This is a genomic window from Bacillus sp. Cr_A10 (genome assembly GCF_029222665.1).
Lineage (GTDB): Bacteria > Bacillota > Bacilli > Bacillales_A > Planococcaceae > Psychrobacillus.
This window is the reverse complement of the sequence record NZ_JARHXR010000002.1, coordinates 62,570-89,529: the sequence shown is the minus strand read 5'-3', so window position 1 is coordinate 89,529 and position 26,960 is coordinate 62,570. Positions and strand designations below refer to the sequence as shown.

The 26,960-nt window shown below is 33.3% G+C and carries 27 protein-coding genes; 22 read left to right on the top strand and 5 right to left on the bottom strand.

Features of this window, described 5'->3' with window-relative positions; all coding sequences use genetic code 11:
* The first annotated feature begins 18 nt into the window (after positions 1–18).
* The 3 genes from P2Q73_RS01185 to P2Q73_RS01175 all read left to right on the top strand — a co-directional run bounded on the left by P2Q73_RS01185 (position 19) and on the right by P2Q73_RS01175 (position 1,940).
* Positions 19–1,140, top strand: coding sequence for an NADH-dependent flavin oxidoreductase (locus P2Q73_RS01185; RefSeq protein ID WP_275783005.1), 1,122 nt, complete (start codon positions 19–21; stop codon positions 1,138–1,140).
* A gap of 168 nt (positions 1,141–1,308) precedes the next feature.
* Complete coding sequence (locus P2Q73_RS01180; protein ID WP_056832703.1) at positions 1,309–1,530, top strand: gamma-type small acid-soluble spore protein; 222 nt, start codon at positions 1,309–1,311, stop codon at positions 1,528–1,530.
* Between the two features lie 200 nt (positions 1,531–1,730).
* On the top strand, positions 1,731–1,940 hold the full coding sequence (locus tag P2Q73_RS01175) for a hypothetical protein (protein WP_053588459.1): 210 nt from the start codon (positions 1,731–1,733) through the stop codon (positions 1,938–1,940).
* A gap of 68 nt (positions 1,941–2,008) precedes the next feature.
* Here P2Q73_RS01175 and P2Q73_RS01170 read toward each other — a convergent pair whose 3' ends face one another.
* On the bottom strand, positions 2,009–5,044 hold the full coding sequence (locus P2Q73_RS01170) for an efflux RND transporter permease subunit (protein ID WP_275783000.1): 3,036 nt from the start codon (positions 5,042–5,044) through the stop codon (positions 2,009–2,011).
* Between the two features lie 363 nt (positions 5,045–5,407).
* Between P2Q73_RS01170 and P2Q73_RS01165 the strand changes: the two genes are divergently transcribed.
* From P2Q73_RS01165 to P2Q73_RS01095, 15 genes are all read left to right on the top strand, one after another.
* Entirely contained in the window at positions 5,408–5,887 is a 480-nt protein-coding gene (locus P2Q73_RS01165) for an MgtC/SapB family protein (protein ID WP_275782997.1), read from the top strand.
* Positions 5,888–5,905: 18 nt separating this feature from the next.
* Positions 5,906–6,361, top strand: coding sequence for an SRPBCC family protein (locus tag P2Q73_RS01160; RefSeq protein ID WP_275782995.1), 456 nt, complete (start codon positions 5,906–5,908; stop codon positions 6,359–6,361).
* Positions 6,362–6,660: 299 nt separating this feature from the next.
* Entirely contained in the window at positions 6,661–7,314 is a 654-nt protein-coding gene (locus P2Q73_RS01155; RefSeq protein WP_275782993.1) for a sugar transferase, read from the top strand.
* Positions 7,315–7,368: 54 nt separating this feature from the next.
* Positions 7,369–8,115 carry a tyrosine-protein phosphatase gene (locus P2Q73_RS01150; protein ID WP_275782991.1) on the top strand — a complete coding sequence of 249 codons (747 nt, stop codon included), beginning with the start codon at positions 7,369–7,371 and terminating at the stop codon, positions 8,113–8,115.
* Positions 8,116–8,199: 84 nt separating this feature from the next.
* The gene (locus P2Q73_RS01145) at positions 8,200–8,916 is read left to right on the top strand and encodes a YveK family protein (protein ID WP_275782989.1); all 717 of its coding nucleotides are present in this window, start codon (positions 8,200–8,202) and stop codon (positions 8,914–8,916) included.
* Positions 8,917–8,965: 49 nt separating this feature from the next.
* A complete protein-coding gene (locus tag P2Q73_RS01140; RefSeq protein ID WP_345798816.1) occupies positions 8,966–9,619 on the top strand; it encodes a CpsD/CapB family tyrosine-protein kinase in 654 nt (217 codons plus the stop codon).
* 39 nt (positions 9,620–9,658) lie between these two features.
* The gene (locus P2Q73_RS01135; protein WP_275782987.1) at positions 9,659–10,696 is read left to right on the top strand and encodes a glycosyltransferase; all 1,038 of its coding nucleotides are present in this window, start codon (positions 9,659–9,661) and stop codon (positions 10,694–10,696) included.
* Positions 10,686–12,035 (top strand): O-antigen ligase family protein, encoded by a 1,350-nt coding sequence (locus P2Q73_RS01130; RefSeq protein WP_275782984.1) that lies wholly within the window; start codon positions 10,686–10,688, stop codon positions 12,033–12,035. Before P2Q73_RS01135 ends, P2Q73_RS01130 begins: the two co-directional genes overlap by 11 nt.
* 106 nt (positions 12,036–12,141) lie before the next feature.
* Positions 12,142–13,656 (top strand): murein biosynthesis integral membrane protein MurJ, encoded by a 1,515-nt coding sequence (gene murJ, locus P2Q73_RS01125; RefSeq protein WP_275782981.1) that lies wholly within the window; start codon positions 12,142–12,144, stop codon positions 13,654–13,656.
* A 114-nt stretch (positions 13,657–13,770) separates the two neighbouring features.
* Positions 13,771–15,375, top strand: coding sequence for a GNAT family N-acetyltransferase (locus P2Q73_RS01120; RefSeq protein WP_275782978.1), 1,605 nt, complete (start codon positions 13,771–13,773; stop codon positions 15,373–15,375).
* A gap of 46 nt (positions 15,376–15,421) precedes the next feature.
* Positions 15,422–16,522, top strand: coding sequence for a glycosyltransferase family 4 protein (locus P2Q73_RS01115; protein ID WP_275782974.1), 1,101 nt, complete (start codon positions 15,422–15,424; stop codon positions 16,520–16,522).
* Complete coding sequence (locus P2Q73_RS01110) at positions 16,519–17,427, top strand: NAD-dependent epimerase/dehydratase family protein (protein WP_275782972.1); 909 nt, start codon at positions 16,519–16,521, stop codon at positions 17,425–17,427. The genes P2Q73_RS01115 and P2Q73_RS01110 overlap by 4 nt, the downstream gene beginning before the upstream one ends.
* A 16-nt stretch (positions 17,428–17,443) precedes the next feature.
* Positions 17,444–18,028 carry a GNAT family N-acetyltransferase gene (locus tag P2Q73_RS01105; RefSeq protein WP_275782970.1) on the top strand — a complete coding sequence of 195 codons (585 nt, stop codon included), beginning with the start codon at positions 17,444–17,446 and terminating at the stop codon, positions 18,026–18,028.
* A 115-nt stretch (positions 18,029–18,143) separates the two neighbouring features.
* A complete protein-coding gene (locus P2Q73_RS01100; RefSeq protein WP_275782968.1) occupies positions 18,144–18,824 on the top strand; it encodes a hypothetical protein in 681 nt (226 codons plus the stop codon).
* Between the two features lie 37 nt (positions 18,825–18,861).
* Positions 18,862–19,791 carry a polysaccharide deacetylase family protein gene (locus tag P2Q73_RS01095; protein WP_275782965.1) on the top strand — a complete coding sequence of 310 codons (930 nt, stop codon included), beginning with the start codon at positions 18,862–18,864 and terminating at the stop codon, positions 19,789–19,791.
* Positions 19,792–19,825: 34 nt separating this feature from the next.
* Here the strand turns inward: P2Q73_RS01095 and P2Q73_RS01090 are convergent, their stop codons facing one another.
* Complete coding sequence (locus P2Q73_RS01090; RefSeq protein ID WP_275782963.1) at positions 19,826–21,040, bottom strand: NAD(P)/FAD-dependent oxidoreductase; 1,215 nt, start codon at positions 21,038–21,040, stop codon at positions 19,826–19,828.
* Positions 21,041–21,144: 104 nt separating this feature from the next.
* On the opposite strand from P2Q73_RS01090, the gene P2Q73_RS01085 reads away from it, so the two are divergent.
* On the top strand, positions 21,145–22,026 hold the full coding sequence (locus P2Q73_RS01085) for a 5'-3' exonuclease (RefSeq protein WP_275782961.1): 882 nt from the start codon (positions 21,145–21,147) through the stop codon (positions 22,024–22,026).
* On the opposite strand, the gene P2Q73_RS01080 is transcribed toward P2Q73_RS01085, so the two are convergent.
* Entirely contained in the window at positions 22,023–22,535 is a 513-nt protein-coding gene (locus P2Q73_RS01080; protein ID WP_275782958.1) for a cysteine peptidase family C39 domain-containing protein, read from the bottom strand. The genes P2Q73_RS01085 and P2Q73_RS01080 overlap by 4 nt on opposite strands.
* A 556-nt stretch (positions 22,536–23,091) precedes the next feature.
* Here P2Q73_RS01080 and P2Q73_RS01075 point away from each other — a divergent pair.
* From P2Q73_RS01075 to P2Q73_RS01065, 3 genes are read left to right on the top strand one after another with little or no spacing between them, the layout of a single operon-like run.
* On the top strand, positions 23,092–24,348 hold the full coding sequence (locus P2Q73_RS01075) for a GNAT family N-acetyltransferase (protein WP_275782955.1): 1,257 nt from the start codon (positions 23,092–23,094) through the stop codon (positions 24,346–24,348).
* 16 nt (positions 24,349–24,364) lie between these two features.
* Entirely contained in the window at positions 24,365–24,979 is a 615-nt protein-coding gene (locus tag P2Q73_RS01070; RefSeq protein ID WP_172794404.1) for a TetR/AcrR family transcriptional regulator, read from the top strand.
* A gap of 1 nt (position 24,980) precedes the next feature.
* Entirely contained in the window at positions 24,981–25,859 is an 879-nt protein-coding gene (locus P2Q73_RS01065) for a GNAT family N-acetyltransferase (protein WP_275782951.1), read from the top strand.
* A 36-nt stretch (positions 25,860–25,895) separates the two neighbouring features.
* Here P2Q73_RS01065 and P2Q73_RS01060 read toward each other — a convergent pair whose 3' ends face one another.
* Positions 25,896–26,372 (bottom strand): STAS domain-containing protein, encoded by a 477-nt coding sequence (locus P2Q73_RS01060; protein ID WP_056832748.1) that lies wholly within the window; start codon positions 26,370–26,372, stop codon positions 25,896–25,898.
* Between the two features lie 162 nt (positions 26,373–26,534).
* Positions 26,535–26,852, bottom strand: a complete 318-nt coding sequence (locus P2Q73_RS01055) for a thioredoxin family protein (RefSeq protein ID WP_053588481.1) — start codon at positions 26,850–26,852, stop codon at positions 26,535–26,537.
* Between the last annotated feature and the right edge of the window lie 108 nt (positions 26,853–26,960).

Genomic DNA, 26,960 nt, shown 5'->3' with positions numbered 1-26,960 from the left:
AACACAGGAGGATTATATATGAATACAAAATATGAAAAAATCTTTCAAACCTTTACCTTTCCTTCAGGGTTAGAAGTAAAGAATCGTATTATGGTCGCACCAATGACCAATTATTCATCTCACGATAACGGGGAAGTATCTGAAGCAGAACTTGCTTATTACAAAGAGCGTACTGGTGGTGTTGGGACATTTATTACAGCATGTGCGTATGTAAGTAAGGATGGAAAAGGATTTCCGGGGCAGTTTAGCATTGATGATGACTCTTTCATTCCAGGATTGAAGAGATTGGCTGCAACCATGCAATCAAATGGAACGAAAGCAATTATCCAAATATACCACGGTGGTAGACAATCACCACCAGACTTATTGCCAGATCACCAGCCTGTATCAGCAAGTGATGTTGCAGCAAAAGAGGATGCACCAATGCCTCGAGAAATGTCCGAAGAAGAAATACACAATACGATTAAAGCTTTCGGTGAGGCGACAAGACGAGCGATTGCAGCTGGTTTTGATGGAGTAGAGATTCATGGTGCTAATACGTATCTGTTACAGCAATTTTTCTCACCACATTCCAATCGTAGAGATGATCAATGGGGTGGAACACTTGAAAAACGAATGAATTTCCCGTTGGCTATCGTAGATGCTGTAAAGCAAGCTGTCGCTGAACATGCAAATGCACCATTTGTTGTTGGTTATCGTATCTCACCTGAAGAAGGTACAAATCCTGGGATTACATTAGAAGATACTATTCAGTTTGTAGATAAATTAGCGGATCAATTCCTCGATTATTTACATATTTCTGTAAACACATTTTGGAATGGGTCTTTCCGTGAGAAAGATAAAACCCAGTCCAGGATTACTAAAATTCATGAAGTAGTTGGGACTCGTGTTCCAATAGTTGGTGTAGGTTCATTACATACACCAGATGATGTAGTGGAAGCGTTAGAAACAGGAGTCCCATTAATTGCTTTAGGTCGTGAATTACTAATGGAGCCAAAATGGATAGAAAAAGTTGAGGCTGGACAAGTAGAACAAATCCGTACAACATTATCTAGACGTGATCAGGAAAAATTAGTAATTCCAGATCCATTATGGCAGAGACTTGTGAATGTAAAAGGTTGGTTGCCAGTAGTTGAATAATTAATTTCGATGAAGGAACTTACAATTGATGAGTTCCTTCATCGTTTTTTTCTCTGTAAAATAGTATGGCTTAAATTGTCTTTAAAAAACTAAATCCAATACTCCAACATTTGCTATTAATAATAACCTCTGTTTTGGCAAAGATAATTTTTATGGAGGTGAAGAAAAATGGCAAACAACAATAAAAACAATCTTCCACTTGAAAGTCAAACAAATGCTCAAAAAGTAAAACAACAAAATGCGCAAGCAAATCAAAACGCTTCTCAAGCTGAATTTGGATCTGAATTTGGAATTTCTCAAGAAGCTCAAACAAATGCACAAGAAGTAAAACAACAAAACGCTCAAGCAAACCAAAAAGCACAAGCTCAAAGAAAAAATAATAAATATTAATTAAGAAATGATGGGAGCTTAATGCTCCCATCGTTTTTTAAATTATGCATAACGTCATAAATAAATGGAATATTTGAGCTTAAGACAAGGTAGTCCAAGTGATGGTATAATTGGAACCTATGTACATAAGGAAGCTATGAGTTAAGAGTAATATATCTAAAACTTCTTCCATTGATTAAAATCGAACCGGAGGTGTCATGATGAATAAAAAATGGACGATAGAAGGTATACGTGATTATGTAACAAAGAATTCAGAAAGCGTATTACTTTCAACTGAATATGTAGGATACTCGCAAAAACTACTATTTAAATGTTCCTGCGGAAATAATTTTGAAAAGACTTTTACGAAATTTAAAGGTAGTAATCAAAAAAAATGTCCAAATTGCCAAGAAGCAAGACCTTCGCGATAATTTATATTGAACAGTTTAATTTGAAAAACCAGACTACAGCAATTTAAGCTGTGGTCTGGTTTTTAGTTTTATTCTATTGCAGCATTTTGCTCCTCAGCTTGAATTGCTCGCTGTTTCTTCGATTTTCTAAAGTAAAGTAATTCATATATACATGGAATTACAATGAGTGTAAGTAGGGTAGCCATTGCTAATCCTCCAATTACAACAATTGCTAGACTTTGTGATACTAAGCTTCCTGTTTCAGCTTGTTTCATTAATAATGGAAGCATTGCACAGATTGTTGCGATTGCAGTCATAAAGATTGGTCTCATTCTTGTAGCAGTTGCTTCAACAAGAGCATCACGAATAATCATTTTTTGTTCATTTTGTTTTACGCGATCTAAAAGCACTATCGCATTTGTTACGACGATACCTATTAGCATTAATGCTCCTAAAAGTGCTGTAATGTCTACTGGAATCCGGCTAATGAGAATTCCTAAAATTGCTCCAATTGCAGCAAGCGGAAGCGAGCAGAGAATTGCAATTGGTGCTTTGATTGACTTAAATGTCATAACCATAATTAGGAAAACAATACCAATGGAAACAAGCATGATAAGGAATAAGTCTGTAAAGTCTTCGGACTGCTGACTACTTGCTCCTCCAATTAGAACCTCGACATTTTCTGGAATGTCCATACCTTTTTTGTTCTCTTTATCCCCAAATATCTCTAAGCTAACTGCACTTGATATCTCTGATAATTTTGTAGGATCAACGGATGCTGTCACACGAAGGTAAGCATCTCCATCTTTATGGAACTGGCTCGTTGAGCGTTCTTCACTTTGTAATGTAGCAATATCAGATACAGGTACTAGGCCGGTTTCAGTCATGACTTGTATGTTCTCTAAGTCTTCCGGTGTTTCTGCATCTAGGACAGGCTCTAAAAATACAGGTTTTTGCTTGTCATCTAAATTTATCGTACCAATCGGTGTTTTATTTAACATGACACCTAATTGTTGTGCAACTTGTTCTGTATTTCCTTTCGTTGGATCTACAACAAGGGAGTACACGGTTTTCTTTTCATCTTGGTTGGTTGTAACTTCTTCTACGCCATCTATATTTTGTACTTTTTCTTTTATTGTTGTTGCGACTTTTTCAAGGTCAGTTATATTTTCACCAACAACATCGATAGTGATATTCGTGCTTCCTCCGCCCATCATAAAGGAGGCTGTATTTACTTCTAATTTAGCATCAGTGTATTGATCTTTTTTCTTTTCCATTTCTTTTACAACTGCATCCGTATCCTTTTTATCATCCAATAAAATACTGAAGGATGCTTCAGTCGGCGATCCAACCCAGCCATATTGTGCTGCTTCCGCTGGAGAACCTACTTGTGCGAAGACATATTGTACTTCATCCATCTCTAGAATAGAGGATTCAAGTTCAAACGTATTTTTTTTCACTTCATCAATAGGTGTATCATTCGGGTAGCTCAGTGTAGCCACAACATAATCTGCCGAAGAGTTGTCAACTGCACCTTTCGGAATGACAAAGTAAGCTCCGATGGAACCAACAAACAATAGTATCGAAATTGTAAAGACAATCCATTTATGATTCAAAGACCATGTCACTACTTTTGGAAAACGAACAGCGGCTTTATGTTCTGGAATCTTTGCATTCTTTAATAATCCCGCACTCATTAATGGAACAACAGTCAATGCAACGATTAATGAAGCAAGCAACGAATAAGTAACAGTTAAAGCGAATGGTAGTAGGAATTCCTGAAGTCCACCATTCAATAAGCTCATAGGTAAGAAAACGGCAACTGTTGTTAATGTAGAAGCGGTAATTGCAACTCCTACTTGCTTCGTAGCATCAATAACCATCTTCACGGAGAATTTCTCCGTCTGCATTTTACGGAATATATTTTCTATAACAACTATGCTGTCATCCACTAAACGTCCAACTGCAACTGCTACTCCACCAAGCGTTAAAATGTTCAGTGTCACACCTGACATGGATAGTAGGAATAGTGTGAAGCACAGGGACAATGGGATAGATACGATCGTAATAAAGGTTGAACGGATATTACGTAAAAATAGCATAATGACAATCGTTGCAAATAGTGCGCCGAGAAGAACTTCTTTTATCATCGTATGAACGGAATTTTCAACTAAATCAGCAGAGGATATGTAAAGAGTAGATTCCTGCTGTTTAAACTTTTCATTAATTTCTTTTGTAACTTTTGCAACTTCTTTACTGATGGTTACTGCATTCGATTGACTATCTTTTGTGATGCTTATATCTAAACTATCCTTACCATTGAAATGGCTAACAAAATTAGAATCTCTTGTTTCTTCAATCGTTGCAATTTCCCCAAGTGTTACATCAGGAGCAACAGTTAAACCTTTCAGTTTTTCAATGCTTGTTAAATCACCGATAACCTTAATATTGCTTGTTTTTCCATCAATATTTTTCTCGCCAACAGCTACAGCAGTGTTTTGACCATTTAGAATACCCATAACTGCTTGAAGGGAGACTTGATTTTCTGCCATTTTTTCATCATCAATCTTAACGGAAATAACAGAATCTGTTAGTCCATAGATCTCAACACTTGAAACCCCTTTAATATCTTGATATCTTGCTTGGAGCTCATTACGTGCAAACTCCATATTTTCTGTAGTCATTCCTTCATCAAAGGTGACTGCGATGTTAACGATTGGTATCATGGTTGTATTTAGTTGTGAAATGATTGGCTTGGATATAGTAGGCGGTAAATTTACATTACTTAGAGCATCTTGTACGTCCAGTTTTGCTTGTTTCATATCATAGCCAGACTCGTAAACTAGATCTACTTTCGAATAGCCGTCTCCAGTTCTTGAAAAAACGGATGTTTTTCCATTCAATCCTGTAACTGCTCTTTCAATTGGAGAGGTTACATCTGATTCCATTGTTTTGGAGTCAGTTCCTTGCCCCATTGTGATAATCGTAACTTGCGGATTATCAGCAGAGGGTAAAAATTCCATAGGTAATCTAAAGTAACTAACAACACCAATAATTAATATTAAGATGGTAATTACAGATACAGCTGCTTTGTTACTAAAAGCCCATTTAGTAAATAACGACATAGAAATAATTCCTCCTGAAAATTACAAATTTGTGCCAATAAAATGCTAACATAAATACAAAATAAAAAAATGGATTGGTTGATATCTTAAAAAAATTTACAAAAGATTAATGCAAAAACGAATAACTCCCTTCTTTCCATCTTTTTCTTGCTTCTTTATTGTAGAAAATAGAAAAATGTTCCACATTGTTCCTTAGAATTATATTTATCTAAGACCTCAGCCCTAGAGGATAATGGGAATTAAAAAAAGACCAGCCTAATTGTTCTTGGTCTCCTCTCACATTTAACTAGTTGATAATTCACTTTTAAAATAATGAAAACATCTGTATGATTATAAAAAAAATGATTAAGGGGGAGTTAATGAATGATGAACTTTGTTACATCCTTATTCAATTCACATTATGACTTATACATTCGATTATTAGTGGCAACGTTTTTAGGGTTGTTAATTGGGTTAGAAAGAGCGATTAAAAATAAACCTGCAGGCATTAGAACCCATATACTAGTATGTTTGGGATCCACATTAGCAATGAGTCTATCTACTTTAAATCAAGGACCATACATGGATCCTATGCGTTTAGCTGCTCAAGTAATTAGTGGGATTGGATTTCTTGGTGCAGGCGTAATATGGGTAGATAAAGATAACGTAAAGCGTGGACTTACTACTGCAGCTAATCTATGGATAACTGCTTGTGTAGGATTGACTATAGGTTACGGTGCATATGATTTAGCTATTATTACGGTTATTTTAATTTTCATTGCAATGAATTTACCTAAATATGTAGAGAAGATGGGTATCCTACCACCAAGAAAAGATGAACATGATAGTGATGGGGAAGAGTAAATAATAAGGAGGTTTAAAATGAATAATATAACTTTTGAATATGAAATCTACATTGCAGCCACACCGGAAAAGCTTTGGGAAGCATTGACTAATGGAGACTACACAAAACAATACTGGTTTGGACATAAGATTCAATCTGAATGGGCAGAAGGATCACCTGTAGTTTTTCTTGACCAGTCGGACAATATTGTAGATAAAGGACAAGTCCTAAGCTATGAACCGTACAGACTCCTATCTTATACATTTGAGTGGGTGCAAGATAAAACAGAACGTAAAGTTTCACCTATTGTTACATTTAGACTGCGTCAAATGGATTCCATCGTAAAATTATCACTCAAGCATGAGGAGTTATTGCCTTCAGATATACAAGAAGAAAATGAGAACTTCTACGGAATCAACAATGGATGGCCAGCAATACTTAGCAATCTGAAAAGTTTACTTGAGACAGGCCATACCCTACCGATAAACGTTTAATTCATTATCTAACAAAAAAGCCAACAGATTATTCTGTTAGGCTTTTTTGTTATTACTTTTAGTTTCAACTTATTAGCTATATTGGCTTATTCGGAATGAATAAAGGGTAACAAGAAAAGTACAATATAATACTGAAAAATAATATTCGTAAGCAGTCCTGATGCTAAACCCTTGGGAAAGCTTATTTTTTTTGTGTAAAAAACCTCTTATTGCTTCATTTTATTAGTTCTTTTTTCGTAGGAAGGATGAATATACTTTTTACTATGTTTCTAGTTAACAAATCCTAAAGGAGGCTATGAGTGGAGAATAATAAAGATAAAGCGCTAAACCAATCAAACCATTATTTCTATAACCGTATAGGTAAAAGGAGCGCAGATATTATAGGTAGTATTACATTAATCATCATTTTCATTCCGTTTATTATCTTATTTTCTATCATTCTAGTTTTGTTTTCCGGAAGACCTCTCTTTTTTAGACAAATACGATCTGGCTTGAATAATTCTCCTTTTACGATTTGGAAATTTAGAACAATGGAGACGGAGTTAATTGAATATAGTAGTCATCAATATCCTTGGGCAGAAGAGGTTCCTAAAGACTTTCTATTTACTAAGCCAGAGCATTTACAAGTAACACGCATAGGAAAAATCTACAGGAAATTCAGCGTAGACGAAATTCCTCAATTATGGAATGTGCTAAAAGGTGATATGAGTTTTGTAGGACCCCGACCTGAAATAGTCGAAATTACAAATCACTATTCTTTCGAACAAAAAAAGCGACTGCTCGTAAAACCAGGAATCACAGGATATGCACAAGTGTATGGCCGATCAACTATAACTTATGGAGAAAAAATTGAACGGGACTTGTATTATGTTCAGAATTGCTCCTTTATATTAGATTTTAAAATTGTCATTCGATCCATTGGAATTGTTATTACCGGGAAAGGTGCCTACTAGACATACCTGTTCTAGTTTTTGAATATAATTTCATACTAAAGGAGTAATGTACAAGTGCTAGTAGATATTCATAATCATATTTTACCAGGGCTAGATGACGGGCCACAATCTATGGAGGAAGCTATTTTACTTGCCAGAAATGCGGTAGCGAATGGGGTGACACACATAATTGCCACACCTCATTATGATGAAATATATAAAAATGACCAGCAAAAGGTAAAAGAATCGCTTTTTAACTTTAATAGAGAAATCTCACATGAAGGTATACCGTTAAAAATACTACTAGGTCAAGAGATACGTTTTTTCAATAATATGGTGGATGAAATAGATAATGGACTTTTAACTCTCGCTAATAGTGGTATGTATATCTTGATTGAATTACCGTGGAATCATTTCCCTACTTACATCTTTGATGTGCTTGTACAACTACAACTAAAAGGTTATAAGCCTATCATCGCTCATCCAGAAAGAAATATCATTCTAAGAAAAGATAAACAACTCCTTCTTGAGTTAGTAAACAAAGGCACGCTATTTCAAATAACAGCCGCAAGTTTGTTAGGTATCAATGGTTTTTCATTAAAAAAATATACTCATGCACTAATAAAACGCGATTTAGTTCACTTCATTGCATCTGACGCACATCATTATCAAAGCCGTCCTTTTTTGTTAAAGGAAGCTTATCAATTGGTACGAAAAAAGTATTCTATTGAACTAGAATCCTATTTTATTGATAACGCCAAACATGTTGTTTTAGGAAAAGAGTTTCAATCATTCCCACCAATCAGTATAAAAAATAGCTAGATATAATAACCTGGCTACTTCAACATCTCATACTTAGTTTGAAAGATAACCAGTTACGAATACAGTAAAGGAGGCAGCAATTATTTGACAGACCAGATCAGCCTTCATGATTTCTTTATAGTAATTAAGAAAAGAATACTGATTGTTATTTGTATTTTTATATTAATCGTAACAACAACAGTTTTGCTTAGCATTTTTTTATTAACACCAAAGTTTGAAGCTTCCACACAAATATTAATAAATCAAAAGGAATTTGAGGAAGAAAGATTAAATACTCAAGATATACAAACGAACCTCCAATTAATTAATACGTACAATGTCATTATAAAAAGTCCTGTAATCTTAACAAAAGTTATTGAAGAACTAGCTCTAAAAACTTCTACTGATTTACTTACGGAAAAAATTTCAGTGACTAGCGAACAGAATTCTCAGGTTGTCAATATTATTGTCGAGGATAAAGAATTGCAAAAGGCGGTAGAGATAGCAAATAAGACAGCGGAAGTATTTCAAGAAGAGATTAAAATATTAATGAATGTAGATAATGTGATAATTTTATCTCCAGCTAAAAATAAGAAAGATATGAAACCTGTTTCTCCAAACTTACCTATAAATATAGCCATCTCTTCCCTTATTGGTTTAATAGTGGGGATTGGAATAGTTTTTCTCCTAGAATATATAGATACAACAGTAAAAACGGAAGAGGATATTCGAGAACTTATAGGTGTCCCTATATTAGGTTTGGTTAGTCCTATTTCACAGAAGACTTCTAATAGCTTGAATCGACGAAGAAGGAAGAGGTGAATCAATCATATTCAAAAGAAAAGAGATAATTCAATCTGGTAAAAAGCTAGTGATTAACTCGAGTCCAAAATCTTTGGTCGCAGAGCAAATTAGGACAATAAGGGCAAATATTAATTTTGCTATGAAAGAAAAGCGGTTTATTACACTATTGATCACTTCGACTTCAGTAGGAGAGGGAAAGTCCACAATAGCATCGAATATAGCAATTTCTTTTGCGCAGGAAAGAAAGAAAGTACTCCTCATTGATGCAGATTTACGAAAACCTACTATCCATTATACGTTTAAGAAACATATTTCCCCTGGATTTACTAATATGCTTATGAGTAATTGGACCTTTAAAGATACAGTGAAAGAGTCAGGAGTAAAAGGCTTAGAGATAATAACTTGTGGCCCTGTTCCATCTAATCCGGCAGAGCTTCTTAGTTCCTCTAAAATGGATAAACTTATGAAGGAGATGAAAGAAAATTATGATGTAGTTATTTTTGATGCACCACCTCTGCTTTCGGTTGCAGATGCTCAAATACTAGCAGAGAAGTGTGATGGAACAATACTTGTTGTCAGTTCACGCACTACAGAAAAAAGAAATCTAATAAAAGCGAAGGAAGTATTAATAGCTTCAAAGGCTAAAATAGTAGGAGCAATACTGAATAACTATAAACTTGAAAAAAATCATTACTATTACGATTATTACATCGAAAGCTAGTAACTTCATATTCTCAAATATCCAAGAAAGGAGATAGAAATGAAAAAAAGAGTCCTACATGTTCTTAGTTCAAATGATTTTGCAGGTGCTGAAAATGTAGCTATTTCCATCATAAGTAATTTATCTGATAGTTATGAGTTTAGATATGCTTCTCCTTTTGGGGGTATACATGAGAATCTTTTAGAAAGAGGGGTTACTTATGCACCGATGAAAAAACTCTCTTTTTTTGAATTGAGAAAGGTAATAAGAAATTGGAATCCTGATATCATACATGCACATGATTTTACTGCTACACTTCTTTGTTTGGTCACAGGTTTTAATAAGCCAGTAATATCTCATATTCATCAGAATCCTGATTGGCTTCAAAGTATAAATAAGTATTCCATCCTATTTTTTTTAGCTTGTTTAAAGATCAAAGAATTAATCGTCGTTTCGCCTGTAATAAAAGAGACAACTTTTCTATCTAACTTTTTTAATAAAAAATGTAAAGTAATAAAAAATATTGTTGATATTAACTGGATAAAGAAAAATTCCTTAAATCCAACCGGAAATACGTATGATATAGCTTTCATAGGTAGATTTGAAGAGATTAAAGACCCTCTAAGATTTATTAATATTATTTCACAGTTAGTGTTGGACTTTCCTACATTAAGGGTGCTAATGATGGGGGGAGGAAACCTGGAGAAAAAATGTAGTGAAGTGATTAATGAAAAAAAATTGAGTGACATTATAGAATTAAAAGGATTCCTATTGAATCCATATCCTTATATTCGAAATTCAAAGATTCTCGTGATGACTTCAAAATCAGAAGGTTTACCAATGATCGCAATGGAAGCATTGGCAATAGGTAGACCAGTAGTAGTTTCAAATCTAAAAGGTATTGAAAACATAATAGATTCCTCTTGTGGATTTATATGTAATTCAGATAGTGAATTCATAGAAAATATTGGAACTTTGTTGAGGTCAGAAGGTGAATATATGAAAATGTCTGCAGAATCTACTAAAAAAGCGACAAAGATTTGTAATATGGATGAGTATAGAAAACAATTGAAAATGGTGTATAACAGTGTCATTTGATTTATTAAATGACCGAATTACAGTTTACAAAGGATCAAAAAGTAACTATGCAAAATTTCAATATCCAGTGGATTTAACGGTTATTGGAGCTTGCCTTCTAGGTGATAAAGTCTTTCATGTTTCTGTATTAATTTACTTCTTAGGAATATATTGCGTTTTTCGTATTTTATTAAGTTCTATTGATAATAACTTTGCACTTTTAATATCACTAGTCCCTAATTTAGGGATTATGTTTATCTCTATAGCAGGCTCTCTTGTACCAATTTTAAATATATTAATTTGCATAGCGTTAATTAAACAAATTATTTCATTTATCCATGAACCAATAAAAAAGACATATTTACTTTTGATCGGTTTTTTTCTTGTGTATGAATGGTTTCATGTCATTTACTATAACTTGAAATCCATTTCTTTATTACTCAGTTGGAGTTCTGCTGTCCTTTATGTTTCCTTATTCCTTCTTTATTCACGGAAAACTTACAATCACCAAATTGTTATTAAATATTTTATCGCTGGTTTATGTATTTCAACCATTTATGGTGTATTAGATTTCTATGGGAATTATGGAACACTCCTAAATGACAATCCCACGATTCGATTTCGGGGAGGAGCAGGGGATTCGAATTATTATTCAATGTATATCATGATAGCGATGTTTAGTATGTTATATATTGTCAAAAAGCATTTTAATAGAGTTACGATAATTATATATCCTATGTTATTTGTTCTTTTTACTGGTTTTGGATTATTGAGTTTATCAAGAATGTTTTTATTGGTAGTTAGTTTTCTATTATTTCTTTTGCTAGTTAAGATACTATTTTCTTTCCAAAAAAATAAAAAATTGTTCCTATTTTTACTCGTTGTTATAGGTATTTTGGGTTTACTTAGTTTGAATTTTATAACTGAGTTTGCTGCGATTCTAGATTTACTGTTTTCAAGATTTACCGATTTCATTGATGATCCGGATGCTCTTACTAGTAACAGAAATGTAATTGCAGAACAGTATATGAAATTAATGACCTCAAGTATAGTCAGTTTTATTTTAGGTATTGGTATTCAGGAGTATCACCTTCGCTCTGGTATTTTTCTTGAAACTCATAATATCTTACTCGAATTATTTGTTGTATGGGGTATATTTGGCTTCATCGTTTTTAGTTCTTTTGTTTTAACTATCTTATGTAATGTTGGTATTAGAAAAAAGCTATCAAATATAAGCATAATAAGTTGCTTACCAATTATTTGTATGGGTGCAAGTTATATGTCTATTAATGCATTATCTAATGAAAGTTTTTTTCTTTTGTTTTTGTTTGCTATTAAAAATATTTATGAATTTAATTGATAACAAAAGACAATTACGTACGATTAAAAAGAATTTTTAGATCAACATCATATTATTTTTATGCTCCATAAATAAAATAGTAGAGAAGGACTCGCCTATTGAAACGATGAAAAAAATCGCAGTACTTGTAATGATAATTACGATCCTTTCCAAAGTAACTGGATTTTTACGAGATATTACCCTTTCTTTTTTCTATGGCGCTACTTATACAAGTGATGCCTATATTATCTCTATAACAATTACCTCTGTTTTGTTTAGTCTAATAATTATGGGGATTTCTACAGCATACATTCCGATGTATAAGCAAATAGAACATGAGATAAATCTACAGGCTGCAACATTTTTTACAAATAATCTTATAAACATTGTTTTAGTTATAACAACTTTTATCATTGTAACTGGTTTAATATTTTGTGAAGTTTTAGTAAAAATGTTTGCGTTAGGTTTTGATGGCGAAACATTAAAAAACGCCATTCTGTTCACTCGAATAGGATTAGTAGGTATCTATTTTACGAGTCTTACACAACTTTTTACAAGTTACTTACAAGTAAATGGGAAGTTCACCGTGCCTGCAATGATAGGATTACCTTTTAATTTTATTATTATCATTTCTATATATATAAGTGCTTATACAGATACTATCGTGTTAGCAATTGGTAGTGTTGTGGCTGCACTCTTTCAAATGTTATTTTTACTGCCCTCCCTATATAAGACAAGTTATAGATATTCTCCTATTTTTAATTTTAGTGATAAAAACATTAAAAAAATGGCTGTAATCATATATCCCATAATGATTGGCATCTCTATTGATCAAATAAACTTAATGATTGATAAGACAATAGCTTCTACTATTATAGAAGGTGGAATTTCCTCCCTAACCTATGCGAGTAGGTTAAATGATTTTGTACAAGGTATTTTTGTTCTATCATTTGTAACAGTTATGTTTCCTGTTATTTCTAATATGGCTGCTAAAAAGAATACGGAAGACTTTAAGAGTTCTATTAGTGAAGTAATTTCAAGTGTAATACTTATAGTTGTTCCAGCTAGTATGGGAATAATGATTTTATCTGAGCCAATAATTAAGTTGTTATTCGGGCATGGGCATTTTGACGAGCATGCGATTGACATGACTTCACATGCGTTATTTTTCTATTCAATTGGTATGATCGGTTACGGAATCCGTGAGGTATTAAATCGTACTTTTTACTCTCTACAAGATTCAAAAACTCCTATGTATAATGCTTCAATGGCTGTAGGTATCAATATTGTTTTAAACTTTCTCCTATCTTCCTTTATGGGAATCAGTGGACTTGCACTTGCAACAAGCATTTCAGCACTTTTTTGTTCTACTCTATTAGTTCTCAACCTTCGAAAAAAAATTGGATCCTTCGGTTTAAAAAGAAACTTTTACACTTTTCTTAAAGTCACTTTAGCTTCAACGATAATGGGAGCAATTGTCTTCATTTTATATAGATATGTATTAATAAATATTAATGAATTACTAAAAATGACATTAGTAGTTTTTATTGGATGTGCTGTCTATTTCATTCTAATTACCGTAATGAAAGTAAAAGAAACAAAAACAATATTAAATTTTATACGAAAAAAGGTTCATTTATAAAAAAGAATATATTTACAAGAATAGGAAGGGATAGATAATCTGGAAAACCTGGAATTACGAAAAATCACTTCTTTTGAACAGTTAAATAAATATAGAGAAGAATGGTCTTTCATTTTGTCTCAGAATGTAAATACAAATCCATTTATAGAATTCGATTGGATAAACGAATGGTGGAAACATTTAGGTGAAGGAAAGAACATAGAAATTATTGTTGTAATTAAAAATAATGAGGTAATTGCATTTTTCCCTTTTTTATATAAGAAAAAAGGATGGGTTTATACTTATAGTTTTATCGGAATTGGTCATGCAAATTATATGGATTTCATTTCCTATGAGCACTCTGTTGAAACCGTTATAGAGTTTGTGATGGATTACATTATTCATGCAAAAAAACATGTTGTATTTAATTTGCATGGGCTCTTAGAAAGTTCATTTTCACATAGAAAACTGGAAGTATATTTGAGGAAAAGAAAATTTAGAACTTCCACACATCGTGTTATAACTCCATATATTAATTTAGATAAGATACAAATGGAGGAATATATTAAGAAAAGACAAAAACTTCATCGTCTTGATCGGAGAGAAAAAAGAATTAGAGCAAATGGGCTTGTAGAGGTTGCGTTATCTGGTCCTGAAGAAATGGAGAAAATATTTAAGATTCATGATAAGAGATGGAAAAAGAAACATGACACTAGTGGCTTTACAAATATCAAAGAAAGAAAATTTTATGAGAGCTTAGCAAAATTACAGGGAGTCGCTCTGACCACAGAAATTGATGGACTTTACATGGATGGTAACATGATTGCTTTTAACTATGGATATCAATGCAGAGGTAGATATATTAGTTACGTTTTGGGATTTGATGATGACTATGAGGTGTTTAGTCCAGGTAGAATTCTTGAAAAAGAAAAGATTCTTCAATGCAGCGAACGAAAGATAAAAATATTTGATTTGAGTATTGGTTATGAGACATACAAGTTCGAATGGAATACAGATCTGGATTACACAAAAAAGATAATTTTTTCTAACAATACATTTTTTGCAAGGTTAGTTAGGCAACGTATATCGACGAAAGAAACCTTTATCTCCCGTATTAAGGTTAACCAAAAATTAGTATTATTTAAGCGAAATAAAATAGGAAAAGTTTTATACGTATTGAGGAATATCTTTACTAGAGAAAATTATAGAGAGACAAAGCAAGTATTAACTGCTTTTTTGATTCCAAAATTAAAGTTTTTGTTTCAATGGAAACAATACTTTATCTATGAAATTGAAAGAAAGAATGTCTCTAATGTTATTTATAAAAATAATATTATTCAATTGACTATAAAAGAAGCTAATAATAGCGAGGAACTAGTTACCCATCATATGAGGGATATTTGTACAAAGATATATGGTGCATATAAAGGATATTATCCGATTGGAAAACTATTTTTCAAAGAAATCTTTTGGACAAATGAAAAGGTTATTCGTATCGATGATATTTCCTATTTAAAGGATTTTAGAAAGAGCTCGATATTTATTGAAAATTGGCGTGTGGATAATCTAAAAGAGATTTGTGCTTTTATAAAAAACGAAAGTAATGCCAATAAGCTTTACCTATGTGTAAAAGCATCTTCTAAGCAAGAAATTAGTGAAATAGAAAACTTAGGTTTTTCATTACATCAAAAAATAATAAAAAAATCTTTTCTTGGATTTTCTAAAGTTATCGTTGAATAACGAGATAGAACATTTGCTCCGTTTCCAAAGAAATGAGGAATGATGAATGAAAATAGTTCAGTTGATCACACATATGAATGAAATTGGTGGAGCTCAAGTACACGTAAGAGATATTTCTCGCCGACTAGATGGAGATAATCATACAGTAACCATTATCTATGGTGGAAATAAACGAGTCTCTGATGATTTGTTAGTAGAAGGTATTCACTATATGCATAATCCATTTTTAATTCGAGAGATTCATTTATTAAAAGATTTTTTAGCCTTTATTGAACTTCGGAGAATGTTAAAGCGGATAAAACCAGATATTGTTGCTATTCACTCTTCAAAAGCTGGAATTATTGGAAGAATTGCTTGCTGGTCAGTTCGAATTCCATGCGTATTTACAGCACATGGATGGGCATTTACAGAAGGGGTAGAGGAAAAAAAACAATTCCTTTATCGAAAAGTGGAAAAGTTGGTTGGAAAACTATCAAAGAGAGTGATAACAGTATGTGATCATGATAGGAATCTTGCACTTCGTCATCAAGTCCTGCCTCCAGAAAAAATAATAACAATCCATAATGGAGTAGTTGACACAAGGAATATATTGTTAAAAAAGGATAGCATCGATGTCACCAAAATTATTATGGTTGCTCGTTTTGAAAAACCAAAACAACAATTAGAGCTTTTGAAGGCACTCTTCGTTTTGAAAGATTTAAACTGGCATATGATTTTTGTGGGAGATGGAAGTTTAAAACAAGCATCTGCACAATTTGTTCAAGAAAATTTTTTAGGACATAAGGTTACATTCCTCGGGAGTCATTCAAATGTTTCTGAGCTTTTAAAAGACGCTGATATCTTTGTGCTTGCCTCTGCTTGGGAGGGACTTCCTTTAAGTATATTAGAAGCGATGGTATACGGTCTACCTATTATAGCTTCTAATGTCGGAGGTGTTAAAGAAGCAGTAAGAGATTTGGAAAATGGGTTTTTAATACGTAATAATTTATCAGAAATTCTTCCATTATTGATAGAAGATGTATTACTTCAAAAAAAAATGGGTCAAAAAAGCAGAGAGATATATGAAGCAAGCTTTACTTTTGAAAAAATGTATGAAAAAACAATTTCTGAATATCGTAATCTACTTATATTGGGGGAGAATGGTTGAAGGTTTTAGTAACAGGGGCGGCGGGGTTTATCGGTTCGTATGTTGTACGTGCATTAGTACAAGAAAATTTTTCAGTAATTGCATTAGACAATTTATCTAAAGGTAACGAATGTAATTTGGTTGAAGAAGTTCCATTTTACAAGATGGATATTACAAGTAGTGAGTTAGAGGCGGTTTTTCGAATTGAAAGTCCAGAATATGTTATTCATTTAGCTGCTCAATCATCTGTATTGAATTCGATGGTTAATCCGATGGAAGACTGCCATGCAAATTTGGTTGGGACACTTAATATTCTTCGTTTATGTAAACAGTTTGAAGTGAAAAAATGTATTTTCGCATCTACCGCAGCGGTCTATGGTAATCCAAGTATACTACCAGTGAAAGAGGAGAGTAAGCTAGCTACGCTTTCTTTTTATGCATTATCGAAGCTTTCAGCAGAAAAATATGTTCAGTTATATGAAAACTTATTTGGTTTAAAAAGCTGTATACTACGTTTCTCAAATGTGTATGGTCCTATGCAAGCAAGTGGAGTAGTAACGAGTATTCTCAATCGTCTTTTAGATGGGGAAGATCCTGTTATATTTGATGGCAACCAAACGAGAGATTTTATATATGTGAAAGATGTTGCTGCAGCTTGCATACAATCATTATTAGTTGATACAACAGGTATTTTTAATATCAGTTCTTCCACCGAAGTATCTATTCAACAGGTATATGAAGAAATATCGGAACTATTAGAAGTAGGTTCTAATCCAATTTATGAGAACTTAAGAGAAGGTGAAATTGAGAGAAGTTTACTTTCCAATGAAAAAGCAAGAGTAAATCTTGAATGGAGTCCAACCTATAGCTTCGTAGAAGGGTTGAAGGAAACAATCCAATTTTACACTCAAGTAAAACAAAAATAAAAGTAAGGAGGATTATTTGGAGCTCATTCTAATCAAAACATATAAACATTTAAGTTTATATGAAAGAGAATGGAAGGCAATTTTAAAAGAAAATGAAAATATAAATCCATTTATAGAATTCGATTATATTTATAATTGGTGGAAATCATCTAATAAAGATATTGAGATAGAAATCCATGCAGTAAAGGAGCATAATAAAATAATTGCATTTTTTCCTTTTCAATTAAATAAAAATTGGTTTGGTTATAAGATACAATTTTTATCATTATTAGATATGAATCATAGCAATGTAATTGTAAAAAGAAGAGACATGGACCGTGTTATTATGTTCGTTCTAGATATGATTCTAAAACAAAAGAAGAGTGTAATTTTTTTATTGAATGGTTTGTTAGAAAGTGAGGGCACACCAGGGAAAATATCTAATTACCTTAAGGCAAGAAACATAAAGGAATATTCCATTAAGTTAAAAGATGTAGAAAAATCCACTTATAAAAGAAAAATGTTGTTTTCTACAAATTCATTAAGAGCAAAGACTTATCGTAATTCATTATGGATAAAAGAAAAGCTTCTCTTAAAAGGAAAAGAGAATTTACAAATTTAGCTTCTCTTTTTCCACTGTAGTTATATAAAAAAAGAAGGTGCCTTTTATAATTCTTTTAGAAAGAAAAATTTTAAATACTAAAATTAATACTTATTACTTTTTGAAAGAACCTTTATTGAATACAAAAGGTACAGATATTGAAGGAATATCACACTCCTTCATTCCCTTTAATAACTCTCGAAAAATAGAAACCCTCTATATTGATTTAACAAAAAGTGAGGAAGAATTATTTTCAAATTTGCATCGATCAAATAGAAAGCAAATAAATCAATCTGAAAGTCTTAATTTTAATATTGAAGTTATTAAAAATCCAACAATTTCTGACGTTCATGAATTTCGAGATTTTTATAACAACTTCGCAAAAACTGTAAATACTTACAGATGTGGGAACTTTCATGTTCATACAATGAATTTGTTAATCAAGCAAAATGCCCTAATAATTACTAGAATAGTAAGCGATAGAAATGACGTTCTTTGTTACCGTGTATATCTTACAGATGGTGAAACTGCTTTATCACTATACTCTGCTTCTCATTTTAGACTTAAGGAAAGTAAGGAAGAGAAACGGTTATTAAGTAAAGCAAGTAGATATTTACTTTGGAAAAATATTTTATTTTTTAAAGAAAATAACCATCAAACATATGATATGGGTGGACTAACTGACAATGAAAATATCCGCAAATTTAAAATGGAATTTGGTGGAGAAATCACTGATGTATATTCAGGGTATGAAGCGAATTCAAAAGTAGGCAAATTTGTCCTATGGTTACGTTCAAAGAAGATGAAGAAAGGATGACATACTGGGAGCACTTGTTATTTCACTAGATTTTGAATTGAACTGGGGAGTACATGATGTTTTTACTCTTGAGGAATATGGTGAAAATATACTTGGGGCTAGACGAGCTATCCCTCGGATTCTACAGCTTTTTTTAAAGTATGATATTCATGCAACTTGGGCAATCGTGGGTATGTTATATTGCAAAAACAAAAAGGAACTGTTAGACAGGTTAGAGCAACTAAATATTACTTATGTAGATGAGTCATTTTCGCCTAAAAATAATCTCCCAAACGTAGGAGAAAATGAAATTCAAGATCCCTATCATTTTGGTTCATCTTTAATTGATATTATTAAAACAATTCCAAATCAAGAAATCGGCACTCATACTTTTTCTCATTATTATTGTTTGGAAGATGGTCAACGTATGGAACAATTTGAGGCTGATCTTAAAGAGGTTGTTAGTCTCAATCAAAATGCTACATCCTTAGTGTTTCCACGAAACCAAACGAATATGGATTATTTAAAGATGAGTAAAAAATATGGAATTACTACTTTTAGAGGTACAGAGGATAGTTGGATATATAGGCCGTATACTAGTAAAACAAATACGAAAACAAAACGAATGCTTCGATTAGTTGATGCCTATGTGAATTTGACAGGGCATCATACATATTCATTTGCAGATATACAAACAGAACCACTGATAAATATACAATCCAGTAGGTTTTTAAGGCCATATAGTAAACGATTTAAAGTTGTAGAGGGATTACGTTTGCGGCGTATCAAAAATGGATTGACAAAAGCAGCCAAGTCTAATGAAATATTTCATTTATGGTGGCATCCACATAATTTTGGAATGAATACCGAAGAAAATTTACTGTTTCTTGAAGAAATTTTAAAGCATGTGGAGTATTTAAAGACCAAATATAATTTTCAGAGTATGCATATGCGTGATGTTGGGGATGTTATGAAAATTATTTCATAAAAAAACGAAGGGTAATTAAATCCCTTAGTTTTATTTATTTTACTCCACACATTCGATTTAATTGTACAATCCCAGCATCATCATTTGGTTTTCCTATAACTAAATCTTTTAGTATCTGTGAACCAAGCATGCTATAAACCGTCCCATTTCCTCCGTATCCAAGTAAGTAATAATGTTTTGTTTTTGTGGGATGTTCACCGATGAAAGGAAGATTATCGATAGATTCTCCGAAGCTTGCTGCATATGCAAAGTCAATTTCAATATTGTATGAAGGAAATAATTCTTTGGCCTTTTCCAATAAATTATCCGCACGTTGTTGTATTAATTCCTGAGAATAGGGAGCATCTGGTTGATCTTCATCTAATCCACCGACAATTAATCTGTTCTCGACCGTCGACCGAATATATAAGTATGGTCGTTTTGTTTCCCAAATAAGTGCCTGTTTGTACCAATTATCGACGTTGTTGATTGGATTACTTACAATTACATAGGAGCGATTTATGTTAGCGCCAATGCGTTTCCCAATAGGAACGGTTTCGTATCCAGTAGTGAATATAATGTTTTTCGCTAAGAAGGATTGTTCTGAAGTTCTAATATCTAACTGACCATCCGTTTCATAGACATCTTCTACCTCTACGTAGGGAAATAAATGTACACCCATTTCCTCTAATCTTTGTAGTAACCCTTGTACAAATTTTAATGGGTTTATTTCCGCATCTTCCATCGTTACTAATGCTCCAGGTTTAGAGAATGTTAACTTCTCTCGCATTTCATTTGGTCCAAAATAATCACTTGGAAAACCATATTTCTGTAAAGTTGTATACTCCGCTTTTATTTTTTCTACATCATTTTCATCACTAGCAAAGCAAATGCTTGGACGACGAATGAAATCACAATCTATATGTAATTCATTTACTATTTTTTCAAGTTCGTCTACTGCTTGATAACAAAGTTTATAAAATTGAACTGCATCTTGCTCGCCAATTTGTTCAATTAGTTCATGGAGCATTACATCATTTGAATATTGCAGTAGCCCTGTGTTTGCACTTGTGCTTCCAGTTCCAAATTTTCTTTTATCGAGTATAGCAACCGAAAATCCTGCCTCTACCATTGCTAAAGCTGTTAAACTACCTGACATTCCTCCACCAACAATGATCACATCGTAAAGTTCCATTTTGTCAAAATTAGCACTAGGTTCAAATGGTTCTGTTGTAGATGGCCAATAGAGTGATCCATTATGTATTTTCATGTGAGAACCCCCAAATATTGATATCCATTCTAATACCCATAGTTTCGAAGATTCAATCACAAACATGTTATACTTAAAGTAATCTACTATAAAGGGTGTTTGACATGACAGAAGATAAACCACATGTATTAGTAATAGATGGTATGGCCTTGCTGTTTCGGTCTTTTTTTGCAACGGCAATGTCCGGTAATTTCTTTAAAAATTCTAAGGGCATTCCAACAAATGCAGTCCAAGGCTTTGCAAGACATGTATTAGCTGCACAAAATTTAATGCAACCAACCCATCTTGCTATTTGCTGGGATAAAGGTATGCAAACTTTTCGTAATGAGCTATATGATGGGTATAAAGCGAACCGTCCAAAGCCAGCAGAAGAATTAATACCACAATTTGATATGGCACAGGATTTGTCTGCACATTTAGGATGGATGAACTTTGGGATAGTTGGGATGGAGGCAGACGATACGATTGCTTCTATTACACATAAATGGCAAGATGAAGCTCGATTTACGATTGTAAGTGGAGATAAGGATTTACTTCAGCTTCTTCATCCTTCTACGGAGATTGCGTTTACGAAAAAGGGATTTACGATTTATGATGTTTATAGTGAAGCTCGCTTTTTAGAAGAATACGGTATTTCACCGCTTCTTTTTCCTGATGTAAAAGCATTCATGGGAGATTCTAGCGATGGTTATGCTGGAGTGAAGGGGATTGGTCCTAAAACGGCATTACAATTGGTTCAAACATATGGGACTGTGGATAAAATTCTCGAGTCTCTTCATTTATTAAAAGCAGGGCATCGAACTAAAATAGAAACAGATTTGGAAATGCTTCAACTATCTAAAGAATTGGCAACAATTCGACGTGACGTTCCAATAGAAGCAGAACTTGATCAACTGATTGTACAAAATATTTCAGACTCAAAATTCGATTACTTATATGATAATGGGTATACGATTTTAGCTAGACAACTCCAAAACCAACTTTAGGATTTTGGAGTTACTTGTACAAAAGTTAAAATAGGTGCATCATCCGAAAAGCGTATTTTACGGATTTGACTTGCTCGATGGCGACCTCCATTATCATGGATTATTAAAAATAATTCATCGTCTATTAGTTCGCATCCTATAAGAGGTACCCAGTGATAAGCAAATGTAAATTTTCTTCTCCAACGGAATGAAAAGTATTTATCAAATTTTAGAGCAACAGGGCGTCCCTTTTTTAATTCTTCTAAAGCCGTTCCAAGTGTGCACTTTTCCACCTTCCAATTGGGTCCAAGTAGTTTACGTAAATTACGTACAAAACGATGTGTAAACAATCCGATACGAGTGCCACCCAATCTTTCATAAAGCTCGTTCGGTTGATAAGGACATGCATTTGGAAAAAGATAGTTTAATAGAACATATGCTGTGACAGGTCCACAAGCGGAAGCCTGAAAGTTTGTTTGGATGGACGAATCATATTGGGAATGCCCTTGTACAGGCAATTGTATTTTCATATGGAACCTCCAAAATGCGAATTTGATTATTGAAAAGTTCTTCCTATAAAAAGAGTAGAGCTCAGATTGACGACAAAAATATTTTTAGAAACGGTTATGAATAAAATCTTCTTTATCCAATTAAAAATAAAGATAGTAGTTTTCTATAAGGAATTGTTTATAAGGTAAGGATCACCACGAAGACTCCTGTGGGAATAGCTTGAGCAGAAGACCCCGCAGGAAAGACACTGGTCGAACTTTATTTGGCCAGTGTCTTTGCGACGAGTAACCGCAGGAGCACATGTTTTTGAAGTGACGAGGAGGCTGAAGCCAAGCCCACGGAAAGCGAAGTGGGGGTCCTTGCCGAATTTAATATTATACTCTATACACCCAAAATCGATTTTGTCTACAGTCTAAGCTCTTCCTTTAAATAGGAAGAGCTTTTTTATTTAATTTAATCTTCCTTCTAGTTATTTGCAACAGAAACAGTATATAAGAAAAGTATTGTTAAAATAATTTGACTATTTTATAATAAAACCGACTGAGTAGTTTATTTACATTTAAAGGGGGTAAAGGTTTGATTCGACGTATAATAACGAAGGATTTTGAAGGTGCTGCTAATCTTGTTGCACTTGCATATCCAGGCATGCATATACAAACGCAAGAAAGTAAACAGGCATTTATAGACCGTATAAAAAAAGAAGATGAGGAACAAAATGGTATTCAATATTTTGGCTATTTTAATGAAGTAGAAGAACTTATTGGGTTATATCGCTTAAATGAATTTGAATGCAATATAAATGGTAAATTTCAGCGAATATTTGGTATAGGGATGGTTGCTGTTCATCTGCTTCATAAGAAAGAGAAAATCGCATTTAATTTGCTTTCTCATTTCCATGATTATGCAAAGCAGGAAAATGTATCGCTCGTATCACTTTATCCCTTTAATCCTAGTTTTTATCGGAAGATGGGCTACGGATATGGCCCAATGAAGTATGAATTTAAGATTGAACCACATGGGGTTGTTAGTGACGGGGAAAAAGGACTTGTACAGTTTTTATCTCCGAACGATGAAGAAGCAATCGTATCATTATATAATGACTACGCTCAAAAGCATCATGGGATGATTAAAAGAACATGGAATGAGCGGCAGCGAATAAGAAATGCAGTGACCAATTATGTAGGTGTTAAAGAAAAGGAACAACTAATTGGTGCATTAGCATTCTCGTTAGAACCAGTAAAGGATAGTCACTTCTTACATCAACAGTTAATCGTACATGAATGGATTTGGTCCAATCCAAGTGCATATAAGCAATTAGCTGCTTGGTTGCAATCTCAACAAGATCAAGTGGACCGTATAGTTTTTCGTACGAATGATCCGTCCTTTTTGTATGCACTTACCAATCCTTTAAACGGTTCCAATCATTTAATACCTAGTGCAAACCATGAAGTTGCAACAACTGGATCAGGATTGATGTATCGGGTTTGTAATATTATTTCATTTGTTCATACGACAAATTTTCATAATCTTAAAAGACCGGAAGAGTTTACTAGAATATTAATAAAGTTGGAAGACTCTTTTGTAAAAGAACAGAATGGGTTATATGAAGTCGTTTATAATGGAGACTTTTGGAATGCCATCAAGCTAGAAAATTCGAATGAAAAAGCAAACATTTCGATTGGTATTCATGATTTAAGCTCTTGGTGGATGGGGTGTGTTTCGATTGAAGCGCTTCAAAATTATGGGGAAGTTACTTTATATAATGTAGAGGCAAAAATACTAGATGAGTGGTTTTCATCTAGAATTAGCCCAATTTGCTTTACATCGTTTTAAAAGGGAAGTGTTCACTTTGACACCAAAAGTATCGGAAGAATACAAGGAAGAGAAGAAAAAAGAAATAATTCAGGCTGCAGCAACTGTTTTTGGTGAAAATGGGTTTTACTCTACGACGATGGATGATTTAGTGAAAGCTTCTGGGATGAGTAAAGGTGCAATTTATCATTACTTCAAAAGTAAGGAGGAAGTATACGATCATATGCTTCAACAGCAGGTAGAACAGACTATTTCTGTTTTAGCAGATAAGTTCTCACATGTTCATTCCTCCATAGAAAAGATGGAGATGCTCTTCGATTTATACACATCCAACGAGTGGTTGAAAGAACCAAAATTAAATAGTGTAAGAAACCAATTAGAGCACTGGATTGCTGGAAGTAGAGAAGTAGAACGAATGAAATACGAGAGACATAGTGAAATTTTTTATGACCTTATCCGTACTATTTTAATAGAAGGTCAAAATAGCGGAGAGGTTTCAAGAGAACTCAATGCATTACACGCGGCTAAACTATTTTGGAGTATGATTGATGGCATGCTTTTACATGCATCAGTCTTACCTTCCTTTTCTTATTTGCAAATTGTGAGTACGTCAAAAGAGATGTATATAGCATTTCTACAAAGGGGAGCTTAGGATGATTACGTTTAAAACAATGGAAAATTTATCTTTTAAGCAAGCACATGAACTTTTTATAAATGGATTTGAAGGTTATTTTATACCGATGAAGATGTCACTTGATGCTTTTGTGATCCGTATGGGAAATGAAGGTCTCTCTCCAGAACTATCCATTGTAATGTACGATGCAGATCAACCAATAGGCTTTGTATTACAGGGAATAAGAGAGATAGATGGTCAAAAAATAGCATGGAATGGTGGAACAGGAATCATTCCTGCATATAGAGGGAAAAAACTTGGGACTGTTCTGATGGAAAAAGCGCTTGATTTACTAAAACAACAAAATGTGTCTGTAGCTACTTTAGAAGCGTTGTCTGTAAATAAACCTGCTATAAAGTTGTATGAAAATGTCGGCTATGAAGTAATCGACACACTACACTTTTTGGAATCAGAAGGCGAGCTTCCTTATAAGGAAGATTTAGTGAATGAATTTACTATTAAACGAATTCCTGCATTACAAGCCGCACACGGTCATATTTTTCCTACGCGAGTACCATGGCAGGTGGATCCTTCCATAACTCCTAAAATAGGGGGAGAGGCGGTCATTGCAACAAAAAATGATGAAATATATGCAGCTTGCCTTATAAGAAAAAAACAACAATATGGATCTGAACCAGAAGGTGTCACATTATTTCAAACGGTTATGAAAAAGGAGAGTGAGGAAGGGGAGCGAGCACTCCAATTAGTATTGCAGGAGGGGCTTGACTTTAAACAACCACTTAAAAGAACAACTTATAATTTATTGGATATGAATCATAAGACGATTTCTTTCTTACAAAAGAATGGGTTCAAAAATACAGAGATATCACAAGTTTTTATGGTTAAAAATATTATATAAGCAAAAACAGCAGCTATAATTTCTATAGTTGCTGTTTTACTTCACTTCATAAATAGAAGCTATTGTTTGGTTTGTTTCGCTTAAGAGTCGATTCAAGGCTACGCGGAAGCTTTTATATGTTTCGATTTCCACATGAATGCTTGCGTGAACTATTTCTCGAATGAATCTAGGATTGAAGCCTACATAAATGGCACGAACACCCATAAGTCGTAGAGAACTATTTAACCGAGAAATCGAAATTGCAAGGTCATTGTAGTCAAATGATTCCACATCTTCTAATCTAACTCCTGTGAAATCAAAAACAACATTTTCAATGTCTCTATTTTCTCCGATATACATGAGGGTTTGTGTTTCAATATTAACGAAACGTTCCGGAAACATATACCCAACAATTGGTATCATGATCGTTTTAGGAACAATAGATGGAATAATAGGTGTAGACATTGTTTGGATTATTTGTTCGTAATATGCAATTTTATCTTTTAATTGTTGGATTTCTACCTCTTGTGACATACTGACACCTCTACTTTTTTCCATTATACGAATAACGATGGGATTAATCAAATTAATACAGAAAAAAGGATAGTTAAATAGAAATGTATTAATTTTTCTAAGAATAATAACTAAACATTAAAAAGCCCTTAGGAGTTAGAACTCGAAAGGGCTAAATGTTTTTTAGTTTTGTGCATCTAAAAATTCTGTTACTTGCTCAGGAGATTTTGCATTTGCACTATGTAAGTGTGCTTTTTTCTCTCCATTTTGATAAATAAGTAGGCTTGGAATACCCATTACTTCATATTTTTCAGCAATTTCAGGAAGTTCGTCTCGGTTAACTTCATACCAAGTATATTGATTGTACTTTTCCACGATTGGGTCTATGAACATTTCCATACGACGGCAATCAGGGCACCAACCAGCTTCGAATTTTACTAGTACTTCATTGTCTCCAGAAATAATTTCATTGAATTGTTCTGCTGTTGTAATTTTATTCATAATATATACCTCCGACGAGTTTTTTGTCTTCTTAAAGGGCAATAGGCTCTTTAAAATTAGCGTCATACACTTTTCTTAAATAGTGTACACTGTTTCGGAATGACTAGA